This is a genomic window from Salinivibrio sp. AR647, assembly GCF_001995415.1.
GTDB lineage: Bacteria > Pseudomonadota > Gammaproteobacteria > Enterobacterales > Vibrionaceae > Salinivibrio > Salinivibrio costicola.
On the sequence record NZ_MUFE01000001.1, the window covers coordinates 127,904 to 139,753 of the forward strand.

The 11,850-nt window shown below is 50.1% G+C and carries 10 protein-coding genes; 1 reads left to right on the forward strand and 9 read right to left on the reverse strand.

The window, feature by feature from the left end; translation table 11 throughout:
* Positions 1 to 134: 134 nt before the first annotated feature.
* The 3 genes from mazG to rlmD form a co-directional block, all read right to left on the reverse strand.
* Complete coding sequence (gene mazG / locus BZG76_RS00600) at positions 135 to 929, reverse strand: nucleoside triphosphate pyrophosphohydrolase (protein WP_077459784.1); 795 nt, start codon at positions 927 to 929, stop codon at positions 135 to 137.
* A gap of 49 nt (positions 930 to 978) precedes the next feature.
* On the reverse strand, positions 979 to 3,204 hold the full coding sequence (relA, locus tag BZG76_RS00605; protein WP_077459785.1) for a GTP diphosphokinase: 2,226 nt from the start codon (positions 3,202 to 3,204) through the stop codon (positions 979 to 981).
* Between the two features lie 68 nt (positions 3,205 to 3,272).
* Positions 3,273 to 4,604 carry a 23S rRNA (uracil(1939)-C(5))-methyltransferase RlmD gene (gene rlmD, locus BZG76_RS00610; RefSeq protein ID WP_077459786.1) on the reverse strand — a complete coding sequence of 444 codons (1,332 nt, stop codon included), beginning with the start codon at positions 4,602 to 4,604 and terminating at the stop codon, positions 3,273 to 3,275.
* A 145-nt stretch (positions 4,605 to 4,749) separates the two neighbouring features.
* On the opposite strand from rlmD, the gene barA reads away from it, so the two are divergent.
* Positions 4,750 to 7,515, forward strand: coding sequence for a two-component sensor histidine kinase BarA (gene barA, locus BZG76_RS00615; RefSeq protein ID WP_077459787.1), 2,766 nt, complete (start codon positions 4,750 to 4,752; stop codon positions 7,513 to 7,515).
* Here the strand turns inward: barA and acpS are convergent.
* From acpS to lepB, 6 genes are read right to left on the reverse strand one after another with little or no spacing between them, the layout of a single operon-like run.
* Positions 7,512 to 7,892 carry a holo-ACP synthase gene (acpS, locus tag BZG76_RS00620; protein ID WP_077459788.1) on the reverse strand — a complete coding sequence of 127 codons (381 nt, stop codon included), beginning with the start codon at positions 7,890 to 7,892 and terminating at the stop codon, positions 7,512 to 7,514. The two genes, barA and acpS, sit on opposite strands and share 4 nt — an antisense overlap.
* Positions 7,893 to 8,624 carry a pyridoxine 5'-phosphate synthase gene (gene pdxJ, locus BZG76_RS00625; RefSeq protein ID WP_077459789.1) on the reverse strand — a complete coding sequence of 244 codons (732 nt, stop codon included), beginning with the start codon at positions 8,622 to 8,624 and terminating at the stop codon, positions 7,893 to 7,895.
* Between the two features lie 2 nt (positions 8,625 to 8,626).
* Positions 8,627 to 9,322 (reverse strand): DNA repair protein RecO, encoded by a 696-nt coding sequence (recO, locus tag BZG76_RS00630; RefSeq protein WP_021022097.1) that lies wholly within the window; start codon positions 9,320 to 9,322, stop codon positions 8,627 to 8,629.
* A 40-nt stretch (positions 9,323 to 9,362) separates the two neighbouring features.
* Positions 9,363 to 10,268: a GTPase Era gene (gene era, locus BZG76_RS00635; protein ID WP_021022098.1), complete on the reverse strand. Its 906-nt coding sequence runs from the start codon at positions 10,266 to 10,268 to the stop codon at positions 9,363 to 9,365.
* The gene (gene rnc, locus BZG76_RS00640) at positions 10,268 to 10,939 is read right to left on the reverse strand and encodes a ribonuclease III (protein WP_028569567.1); all 672 of its coding nucleotides are present in this window, start codon (positions 10,937 to 10,939) and stop codon (positions 10,268 to 10,270) included. The genes era and rnc overlap by 1 nt, the downstream gene beginning before the upstream one ends.
* Before the next feature lie 12 nt (positions 10,940 to 10,951).
* Complete coding sequence (lepB, locus tag BZG76_RS00645; protein ID WP_077459790.1) at positions 10,952 to 11,848, reverse strand: signal peptidase I; 897 nt, start codon at positions 11,846 to 11,848, stop codon at positions 10,952 to 10,954.
* Positions 11,849 to 11,850: the final 2 nt, after the last annotated feature.

Here is an 11,850-nt window from a genome sequence, read left to right on the forward strand (position 1 = left end):
TAGAGGAAATAAATGAAGTTCTGGACGGGATATTATGATACCAGACCCCACTGACTCCCACAATGTGAAAGCTACCACACACCCTGGTGTTTTTAATTGTCACAAATCAATTATGCCAATTACAGGATATTGCCTTACTCGTCTTTTTTAACCGCTTGCCACGCCGATTCTAGTTCATCCAGCTGACATTGTTGAATATTTTTTCCACTATCACGTAATTGATTTTCAACGCTACGAAAGCGACGTTCAAATTTCTGATTGGCTGCGCGCAACGCCTGCTCAGCATCCGTGCCTAGGTGGCGCGCGACATTGACGACAGCAAACAAAAGATCGCCAACTTCGTCTTCCACACGGCTTGCGTCAACCGGTGTCTGTGCCAATTCATGTTCGACCTCTTCCAGCTCTTCTCGCACCTTCTCGATAACCGGCGCCACGGTTGGCCAATCAAACCCTGCCCTTGCACATCGTTTTTGTAGCTTGTGGGCGCGAGTTAACGCGGGCAACCCCTGAGTCACGCCATCTAATAGACTGCAGGATTGGGTTGAGGGCATTTTCTCTGCGCGCTCTTGCGCCTTAATACCTTCCCAATCAGGCGAGCTTAATGGCTTCCCGTTAGCATCTTTAGGACCAAATACGTGAGGGTGACGACGTGTGAGCTTATCGCACACCGCACTGACGACATCGTCAAAATCAAATCGATGTTGTTCGCGCCCTAATTGACTGTAGAACACAATTTGAAAAAGAAGGTCGCCCAACTCATCTTTTAGGTCCGACCAGTTTTCACGCTCAATGGCGTCAGCCACTTCGTACGCCTCTTCTAAGGTATGAGGCACAATAGAGGCAAAGGTTTGTGCCTTGTCCCAGTCACAACCATGATTAGGGTCGCGTAAGGTCGCCATGATCGTCAGTAAGTTGTCAATTGACGCCATAAGAAGGTTCCTTCATGAAAAAACGCCCTGTCGAAACAGGGCGAATGTATTAGCGGAGACGTTTCGCTTCGACCACATCTTTCACTTGTTCAAGCCGGTTTACAACGCGGCTTAAGGTATCTAAATCAGAGATTTCGAGATCAAAGTCCATGATCGACATTTGCTTTTTATAATCAACCCGGCTTTGCATCCCGGCTACCCGTGCTTTCTCATTGCTTAGCACGTTATTGATATCTTTGACCAGCCCGGTTCGTTCATTTGCCGAAAGGCGAATGCGTACATGGTATTGACCAATATGGCCTTTCCCCCACACCGTGGCGATAATCCGCTCCGGTGCATGATGACTAAGCTCATTGAGCTGCTCGCAATCTGCACGGTGGACCGAAATACCACGCCCTTGGGTAACAAATCCTTTAATGTCATCCCCCGGCAACGGCTGGCAACAGCGCGCGAGATGCGTCATCAGATTATCAACACCTTCGACAACCACGGCATCGCGGTGGGCTTTGCCGGTGCTCGGTTTTTGTTCGCTTTGCTGCAGTTTTTCTAACAACTGCTGCTCTTCTTCTTCCAAGCTCGGTTTATTAATCAGGCCATTAATATGGTTCACTACCTGATTAATGCGCAAATCACCACTGCCCACGCCGGCATAAAGCTCGTCCAGCGTGTTAACGTTAAAGCGTTTTAGCGCCAAATTGGCATCTTTACTGATGCCGCCAATTTTTTGTAGCTCGGTATCCAAGATTTCTTTACCGGCAGCAATGTTCTTGTCTTTGTCTTGCTTGCGGAACCAAGCATTTATTTTGGCGCGCGCACGACTTGAGTTAACAAATCCATGGCTGGGATTGAGCCAATCTCGCGACGGGTTAGGCTCTTTTTGCGTGATGATTTCAACCTGGTCGCCCATTTGTAGGTGATAGGTGAACGGAACAATTCGCCCTTCTACTTTGGCACCAATGCAACGATGACCCACTTCTGAATGGATGTGGTAGGCAAAATCAAGTGGCGTTGCCCCTATAGGTAAGTCGACGACATCGCCGCGCGGGGTGAACGCATACACCCGATCGTCGAACACTTGGCTACGCAACTCATCAAGCATTTCGCCCGAATCAGACATTTCTTCTTGCCATGCCAATAGCTTACGCAGCCAGGTGATTTTTTCATCGTAGCCACTGCGGCCACTGCGGCCACTGGCTGAGCCTTCTTTATATTTCCAATGGGCCGCTACACCTAGCTCTGCATCATCGTGCATTTGTTTGGTGCGAATTTGAATCTCAACGGGCTTGCCTTCCGGCCCCAACACCACAGTGTGAATTGACTGATAACCGTTCGGCTTGGGGTTGGCAACATAATCATCGAATTCTTTGGGCAGATGACGGAACTGGGTATGGACGGCACCTAATGCGGCGTAACAATCCTGAAGTTGATCCGCAATGATGCGCACAGCGCGCACATCAAACAACTCATCAAACTCCAGGTTTTTCTTCTGCATTTTGCGCCAGATACTATAAATATGCTTCGGGCGTCCATATACCTGTGCATTAATATGCGACGCTTCCATTTCCTGCTGGAGCCCTTCGACAAAGGCACTGATATAGTTTTCACGGTCAATGCGTCGCTCGGCCAGCTGCTTGGCGATTTGTTTATAGGTTTGCGCATGTTGGTAACGGAACGCGTAATCTTCAAGCTCCCACTTTAGCTGACCAATTCCCAATCGGTTAGCCAAAGGCGCATAAATGTTAGCGCTCTCTTTCGCTGCTTGCTGACGCACAGACTCTGGCGCATCTTTCACTTCACGTAAATGGCAAATACGCTCGGCGAGTTTAATCACCACGCAACGAAAGTCTTCCACCATAGAGAGCAACATACGGCGCACATTATCAACTTGCGAGGACGTGGCCTCATCGTCGGCTTGGGTATTTAAATACCGAATCGCAGCGGTCTGCTGCACACCGCGAATCAGGTTGACTATCGACATCGAATAGTCGTCCGCCAGTGTCTCCAGGGTGACCAGTTCGGCGTCGACCATCGGAAATAATAGCGCGGCCAGCAAGGTGTCGGCATCCATGCTTAATGTCACGAGGATTTCGATCATCTCTCGGCCTCGCCACAAAGGCTGGCTGAGTGCTGATTCATCGTCACTCAATGCTCGACAATATTGGTAGCCGTCTAACAAGGCTTGTGTCGTCGATGCGTCTTGCCCGAGTCGCTTAACCCAGGTGTTAAGCTCAAATGTTTCATCTTCGTGTAGGTGGGCTTCTCGTACCGCAACCATAACTGTTCCTATCCTTAACTCTCTTACTGACAAGAGAGGCATGTCGATAACGACAAGCCACTAAACGCTTATGCCCGCTTGTTCGTCACCGGCTTAAACAAGGCCATCGATTCCATGTGTCCTGTTTGTGGAAACATATCCAGCATCCCTAATTTGACAAGTGCATAACCATTATCAAGCAGCACGCGGGCATCGCGCGCCAGGGTGGCAGGATTACAGGACACATAAACAATATGTGAAGCCCTTGATTGTGCCACAAAGTCTATAACACCCGCAGCCCCTGCGCGTGCCGGATCGAGTAAGATTTTGGTAAAATCGAGATGGGTCCACTCTCCTTCTAACGCGTCGCTATTTAAATCAGCTTGATAAAAACAGGTGTTATCACAACCATTTATCTTCGCATTATCTGCCGCCTGATTCACCATGGCTTGCACGCCTTCCACCCCGACAACGTGCCCAACCAGTTTGGCAGCGGGGACACTAAAGTTACCCAATCCACAAAAGAGATCCAAGACACGATCTTCTTTCTCTAGTGCTAACCAATCCAGTGCCTGTGACACCATGTTCTGATTGACCGTCGGGTTGACCTGAATAAAGTCATTCGGTTGAAACGCAAGGCGACATCCCGCCACTTGGTAATCTGGCGCGGCGCCGATAAGACGTTCAGGTGCGCCATCGCCTTGATGAAGATAAAAGGTGCAGCCTTGAGTTTCTGCCCAGTGGCACAATGCTTGACGGTCATCACTGTGCAATACCTTGGTGGTACGCAACGACACTACCGTGGTGTTGTCAGCCTCAATCAGATCAAGATGACCCAAAATACGTCGACCACGCAGGCCATCCAAACACGGACGCAAGTGCGCAAGCAAAGTATTCAATGACTCACTCAGAACCGGACAATGGCTAACATTGATAATCGCACTGCGTTGGCGAGCACGAAACCCCATTGCCAATGCCCCCTTTTTATCAACCTGAAGACTGATGCGTGCACGACGCCGATACTGCCATGGCCTATCTGTAATAGGTGCCGAGAGTGTTGCCTCTTCCCCAGCAAATTTTTGCATCAGCTCATTCAACGTTTGCTGTTTATGCGTAACCTGCCCTTCATGGCTTAGATGCTGCAAGCTGCAACCACCGCACTGCTGATAAACCGGGCACCCTGGCTCAACACGTTGTGTGGCGTGGCTATCGAGTTTAATTAATTGGCCGCGCGCATATTGCCGCTTTTGTTCGGTCAGCTGTACCAAGGCTTGCTCTTCCGGCAAGGTACCTGGGACAAACACCGGTTTTTTATCCAAAAAGCCAACGCCATCGCCATGATGGTCTAAGCGTTTAATGGTTATCAGCTGATGCTTTTGCTCAACCTTTTTATTTTTTTCGGGCTTAAAAAAGCGCGCCATGTCGTATTCCAGTGTTTAAAGCTTGTTGCCAAGCCAGTCAAGAGATCCTGCCAGTGGGAGTTGTGATAGTTCGCTGACTATTTTGTGATTGAATCATGTACACTGGCGCTAATTGTCGTGATTATTTTCCCATAGTTTATCTAGCATGACCAAATATGGCCTCCGCACCCGTGTTTCTGTACTCACTATTGCACCGACACTCATTGTTGGGCTATTACTCAGTGCATTTTTCACCAGCACCCGCTATCAAGACCTTGAACAGCAACTCACGGTAACCGGTTCTGCGATTATAGAACCGCTCGCCATTGCCAGCGAAGTGGGATTGAAAAATGACAGTCGTGAAAACGTGCGCCGGCTCATCGGCTTTGCTCACCGCCAGCATTCTCAGTTTGTGCGAAGTATTGCCGTGTTCGATCGTCGTAACGAGCTGTTTGTAACCTCGAACTACCACCGCAATTTAGCCATGCTCTCCGTCGATAGTGGCCAACCTATTCCCACACAATTACAGGTTAGCCAACAGCAAGATACCTTGATTTTGCGTGCACCGATTTTAGAAATTGGACGCTTTACCCCCGGGCTCAATGTCGAGCGCCCTTTGGGGTATATTGCGATGGAGTTGGACCTTAGCTCAGTACGGTTGAAACAGTACCAGGAAATGATCACAGCGCTGGTTATGGTCGCGCTGGGCGGGATTCTCTCCTGCTTTTTCGCTTACCGTTTGATTGCCGATGTGACTCATCCAATCGGCAACATGGTGACCTTGGTCGATAGAATTCGACGAGGCCATCTTGACGTGCGGATTGAAGGTGAGCTGCTCGGCGAGCTGGATACCTTAAAAAATGGCATCAATGCAATGGCAATCTCATTGTCCGAATACCATTTGGAAATGCAACAAAGTATTGATCAGGCGACCAGTGATCTACGCGAAACCTTAGAGCAGCTCGAGATCCAAAACGTTGAGTTAGACATTGCCAAGAAAAACGCGCAAGAAGCGGCACGGGTTAAATCCGAGTTTCTCGCCAATATGTCCCATGAGCTGCGTACACCGCTCAACGGGGTGATTGGCTTTACGCGACAAATGCTAAAAACCGAGCTCAGTAGTAGTCAACGAGATTACCTTCTCACCATTGAAAAATCCGCCAATAACCTGCTGACGATCATCAATGACATCTTAGATTTCTCTAAGCTGGAAGCGGGTAAGTTGCTGTTAGAAAACATTCCGTTCGACGTGCAAGAGATGCTCGACGAAGTGATGCGCCTACTCGCGCCTATGGCGCATGAGAAAGGGCTAGAGCTAACCCTGCGCACCGATGCTCGGATTCCTGCGGGAGCGGTTGGCGATCCGCTTCGTATCCAACAAGTTTTAATCAATTTGATTGGCAACGCGGCGAAATTTACCGAGCGAGGTAATATTGATGTCAGTGTCGATCTTAAACAGCTACACGATGAAACCGTCGAACTGCAGTTGATGGTCAAAGACACCGGCATTGGGATCTCTGAACGTCAACAAGCGCAGCTTTTCCAAGCGTTTAGACAGGCAGACGCCAGTATCTCGCGCCGTTATGGCGGTACTGGGCTCGGGCTTGTGATCACGCAAAAATTAGTCCAACAAATGGGCGGCGATATTGGCTTTACCAGTCGCCTTCACCAAGGTTCATCATTCTGGTTTACGCTGCAGCTGACACAAACTGATTTACCGGTATCGCAGCCACTCGACATCGAGCCTTTGGTCGGGCGCGATATTCTGATTGTGGAGCCCAATGCGCGTACCAGAGAGATTTTGCGCAAACGACTGAGCCAGGTGGGCCTAAACGTTGATACCGCGTCCGGCACCCATGTGCTCACTGACCGTCAGTATCATTTTGCTCTCCTTTGTTTTGATGCTGGGAGCATGCCTGCGCTCAGTGAGATGCAAGATGCAGTCAGTCTCTGTGAGCAGCAAGCGCAGTCAGTGGTGGTTTGCTTACCCACCACCGAACTCGAAGCATCCGAGCATCTTTTGAAAGCCGGTGTACGAGCGTGTGTCGCCAAGCCGATCCCCCAGCGTAAACTATTGGAAACACTGCTTGGTTCACCCGAGCCGGCGCCTTTGCCGCTACCTCAACCTAACACCACGCGAAAGGCGCCCTACACCGTGATGACTGTCGATGATAATCCTGCGAACTTGAAACTGATCACAGCCTTGTTGGCTGAGCGGGTAGAGAAAGTCGTGACCGCAGATGATGGCGTCAAAGCCCTGTCACTGGCACACCAATACGCCTTTGATATCATTTTGATGGATATTCAAATGCCAGAAATGGACGGTGTCACCGCTAGCCAAGAAATTCGTAAAGCGGGACTCAACCAGCAAACGCCGATTGTAGCAGTAACCGCTCATGCGATGCCTGGTGAGCGTGAGCGCCTTATTGATGCCGGGATGGACGATTACCTCACCAAGCCCATTGAAGAGGCCATGCTAGAAAGCACCCTGAGTCGTTGGCTGCATTTTGATGACACGGTAGCACCTCATCAAGCCGCACCGTTACCCACTTATTCGGCTAACCAGGATCACAGTGCGCGTCATCTGGATTGGCAGCGGGCGCTCAACCAAGCAGCAGGCAAGGCCGATCTCGCCAAAGAAATGCTAGAAATGTTACTCGCCTCTTTTACGTCAGTGAAGAAGGTGGTCGCTAGTGCGTTGGCGGGAGAGTCAGAGACCGATAGCTTATGGCAAGCCATCCACAAGCTCCACGGTAGCTGTGCTTATAGCGGTGTGCCTCAACTGAAAAGCCTGTGTCACGAGTTAGAAACGCAATTAAAAGCCGGGGCAGATATCGCAGCTGTCGAACCTGAGCTATTAGAGCTCCAAGATGAGATTGCACATATTGAGCAACTGGCACCGCAATATCTCGATAACGCGCAGGGCTGTTAACCCATTTCTAAGATAACATACGCGATCGCGTAGGCCTTTTCATCCGATAAGGTCAGCCAACAGTGCGCAACGCCACGCTCGCGTGCCAATTGGGCAGCACGGCCAGAAAGGCTTAGGGCTGGCTGGCCGGAAGTCTGATTGGTAATGGTAAAATCATGAAACGTGACACCATCGGCAATCCCGGTTCCTAGCGCTTTTGCCGCGGCTTCTTTCGCAGCAAAGCGCTTGGCCAAGTAACGAGCAGGCGCATGATGTGTTGCCATATGCTCCCGCTCACTATCGGTTAGGATCCGATCGGCAAAGCGCGATTGGCGTGCAAACGCTTTTTCAATACGCGCAATCTCAACAATGTCTGTACCAATTCCAACAATGGCCATTTAGCGACGCGCCGCTTCCATAATCGCTTTCATATCCGCCACCGCTTTTTGCAAACCATCAAACATTGCACGACCTATGATTGCATGACCAATATTCAGTTCATGCATTTCTGGCATCGCCGCGATGGGCGTGACGTTATGATACGTCAGGCCATGGCCCGCATTCACTTTGACCCCCAAATCGACAGCAGAGCTTGCCGCTGCGGAGATCTTTTTAAGCTCCGATTGGCGATCGTTGTCATTGGTTGCATCTGCGTAGTGGCCCGTATGCAGCTCAATAAAGGGCGCACCACATTGATGAGCCGCTTCAATTTGATTGCGATCAGCATCAATAAAAAGGGAAACCTTAATCCCAGCTTCGCTCAGACGCTGGGTTGCCGCTTTCACTTTATCCAGCTGGCCTGCGACATCCAAGCCTCCCTCGGTGGTGAGCTCTTCACGTTTTTCCGGGACCAAACAAACAAATTCAGGTTGAATCTCGAGCGCAATCTCAACCATTTCATCGGTCACCGCCATTTCCAGGTTCATACGCGTTTGTAGCGTTTCTTTGAGTAAACGGACATCGCGATCAGTGATATGGCGACGATCTTCACGCAGATGCACGGTGATCCCTGCCGCTCCAGCACGCTCAGCTAACTCCGCCGCATGAACCGGATCCGGATACGCGGTACCACGTGCATTACGTATCGTCGCAACGTGATCAATGTTCACACCGAGGTAAATTTTATCCATGATTATTTCCTTCTAAACAATTCTCTGCTTTTTAGCGGCTTAGGGCCAAGATAAGGTTTGAGCGCCATACGTGTAAAACGCTTGGCGGCGCGCAGCTGTGCCACCGTTTCAAAATGTCGTGTCGCCAACGCTCGTAGATCCGCGCCAGTAAATTGCCGATGTTGGCTTTTCATTATCGACGCGACAAAGCCTTGCTGCTCACGATATAGATACGTCATAGTATCGTTGATCGGGTCGCCGCTACCAGCACAATGAAGAAAATCAACGCCATAGCCCAGTGCTTCTAACAGCGCAAGCTCAAAGCAGCGTAATGCAGGCTCTGGGTTATGATAGCGGGCAAGCTGGGTTAGGGCGGTGACATAATCGAAAAATAACGCTGGGTAAGGCGTATGAGGTTCAAGCACACGCATAACTAACTCATTGAGGTAAAAGCCGGAATACAGAGCATTGCCTGATAAAGGCAGCGCGAGGCCTGTGGCCTCAGCACTGCGCAATGTACGTAATTCACCGCGCCCCCCCCACTTGAGCAGCAAGGGAGTAAAAGGCTGCAGTGCGCCTCTTATGGCCGAACGGGGACGACGTGCTCCCTTGGCGAGAAGCGTGATACGCCCCTCGAACTCAGAGAACACATCTAAGAGCAGACTCGATTCACTATAGGGGCGCGAATGCAGCACAAAACCACGTTGAAAGCCGTCCACTCACCCTCTCCTGAGTGCATGGACCCGATGATCGGGCCAATTAAAGATCGTCGATATAGCCTAAACTGCGCAACGCGCGTTCGTCATCAGCCCAGCCGGATTTCACTTTCACCCAAAGCTCAAGATAGACCTTACGTTCGAAGAGATCTTCCATGTCTAAGCGTGCCTCACGGCCAATGCGTTTGATCTTTTCGCCGCCTTTACCAATGACCATTTTCTTCTGGCCGGTACGCTCAACTAAAATCAAACCATTAATATGAAAGCCATCGGTTTCAGGGTTGTAGTCAAAACGTTCAATTTCAACCGTCACTGAATAAGGCAGCTCTTCACCGGTAAAACGCATCAGCTTTTCACGGATAATTTCTGAGGCCATAAAACGCTGAGAGCGGTCGGTAACATATTCTTCAGGAAAGTAGAATTCAGACGCCGGCAACGCATCACGAACACGCTGCTCGACCACATCAATATTGGTCCCGTTTTTCGCTGAAACCGGGATCACGTCGACAAACGGCATCTTCTCTGACAACGCTTGTAGATGCGGAAACAGCTCCGTCTTCTCTTTAACGTTATCCACTTTGTTGACCAACAAAACCGTCGGCAACTCTGAACGCGCTAGCTTATTAAGCACCATTTCATCGTCATTGGTCCAATGTGTGCCATCCACGAGAAACAATACCAATTCAACGTCGGTTAACGAGCTGTTTGCAGCCCGATTCATAAGACGGTTAATGGCGCGCTTTTCTTCAATGTGTAGCCCAGGCGTATCGACATACACCGCCTGGTAGTTATCCCGGGTATCCACGCCCATGATTCGGTGACGCGTGGTTTGGGGTTTACGCGAGGTAATCGACAACTTTTGCCCTACCAAGCGGTTCAGCAATGTTGATTTTCCTACGTTCGGGCGGCCAACAATGGCAATAAAGCCGCAGCGCTGTGTGTCAGTCATTATGTTAACTTCTGTAATGCGAGTTCTGCAGCCGCTTGCTCTGCCTTGCGACGACTACTGCCTTTTCCAATCACAGAACGCTCCAGTCCTGATATCTGGCACTCTACCGTAAACTCTTGGTTGTGTGCTTCACCCTTCACTTTCATCACCGTATAAGACGGTAACGGTTTACGTTTTCCCTGCAAGAGCTCTTGCAAACGGGTTTTCGGATCTTTTTGGCTGACACCCGGTTCAATGGTTTCGAGTCGCTGCTGATACCATTGCAAGATAATATCTCGTACCCGATTGATATCACTGTCTAAAAAGATGGCGCCAATCAATGCTTCTACAGCGTCAGCCAAAATCGAATCGCGGCGAAAACCGCCACTTTTAAGTTCTCCTGGGCCAAGGCGCATGACTTCGCCCAGAGAAAACTCCCGCCCAATTTCGGCTAGTGTATTACCGCGCACTAAGGTCGCGCGCATCCGACTCATATCCCCTTCATCCACTTTCGGAAAGCGATGATAAAGATCCTCGGCAATCACGAAGCTAAGAATTGAGTCACCCAAAAATTCGAGACGCTCATTATGTGTGCCATTGGCACTACGGTGCGTCAACGCCAGTTCAAGCAATGCAGCACTGCTGAACTGATAGCCGATCTCTCGCTGCAATTTATCTGTTAGTTTTGTCATCATAGTCCAGAATTAATCAATTCCACCAATACGGTTAAAGCGTATCCCTGTCGGTATCCACGATGGTAGCCAGCTGTCACTGTTGCGCTCGAATTCGAAGCTGACCCAAATAGCCACCGCTTTGCCGACTAAGTTGCGCTCAGGCACAAAGCCCCAAAAGCGGCTATCCGCACTGTTATCGCGGTTATCACCCATCATAAAGTAATGCCCTTCCGGCACCACCCAACGATTGACGCCCGGACGTGGCTGATAGGCACTGATTCGATCGCGCTTATTCGGATGGACAAGGATCTGATGCGCTTGCTCACCCAGCTGCTCTTGTGCTTGCACCAGATTCACACCACCTTGTGCAAATTCACTAGGCTGAATGTTATCTATCGCGACAGGCTGGCACTGCGCTTCGCCTTTAGGCTGAATACACAAGCGCTTATCTTCATACACAATGGTATCGCCGGGTAGCCCCACCGTACGCTTGATGTAGTCAATATTCGGCTGCGGCGGATATTTAAACACCACAATGTCACCGCGCTCAGGCTTGCCAGTACCAACCAGCTCAGTGTGAAAAGCCGGATCACGCAGCCCATAGGCAAATTTTTCCACCAAAATAAAATCGCCAACCAATAAGGTTGGCATCATCGATCCGGACGGAATTTGGAAAGGCTCATAAATGAATGATCGCAACACTAAAACCACCGCGATCACCGGGAAAATAGACGCCATATTCTCAACCCAACTCGGTTGTGGCATCACTTTCGCGACTTGTTCGGCATCTAAATCAGTCTGTGCGACCTTCAGTGCTTTGCCTGCAGCCTGGCGGCGACGCGGCGCCCAGCGGTATTTATCTAACGCCCAAACCAAGCCGGTGACCAAGGTCACCAGCACTAAAATTAAAGAAAACGTATTGGCCATCA

Bases quoted from the DNA above. Each gene is read 5' to 3' on its own strand.
- mazG (WP_077459784.1), bottom strand. From the start codon at position 929: ATGGCGTCAATTGACAACTTACTGACGATCATGGCGACCTTACGCGAC.
- relA (WP_077459785.1), bottom strand. From the start codon at position 3,204: ATGGTTGCGGTACGAGAAGCCCACCTACACGAAGATGAAACATTTGAG.
- rlmD (WP_077459786.1), bottom strand. From the start codon at position 4,604: ATGGCGCGCTTTTTTAAGCCCGAAAAAAATAAAAAGGTTGAGCAAAAG.
- barA (WP_077459787.1), top strand. From the start codon at position 4,750: ATGACCAAATATGGCCTCCGCACCCGTGTTTCTGTACTCACTATTGCA.
- acpS (WP_077459788.1), bottom strand. From the start codon at position 7,892: ATGGCCATTGTTGGAATTGGTACAGACATTGTTGAGATTGCGCGTATT.
- pdxJ (WP_077459789.1), bottom strand. From the start codon at position 8,624: ATGGATAAAATTTACCTCGGTGTGAACATTGATCACGTTGCGACGATA.
- era (WP_021022098.1), bottom strand. From the start codon at position 10,268: ATGACTGACACACAGCGCTGCGGCTTTATTGCCATTGTTGGCCGCCCG.
- rnc (WP_028569567.1), bottom strand. From the start codon at position 10,939: ATGACAAAACTAACAGATAAATTGCAGCGAGAGATCGGCTATCAGTTC.
- lepB (WP_077459790.1), bottom strand. From the start codon at position 11,848: ATGGCCAATACGTTTTCTTTAATTTTAGTGCTGGTGACCTTGGTCACC.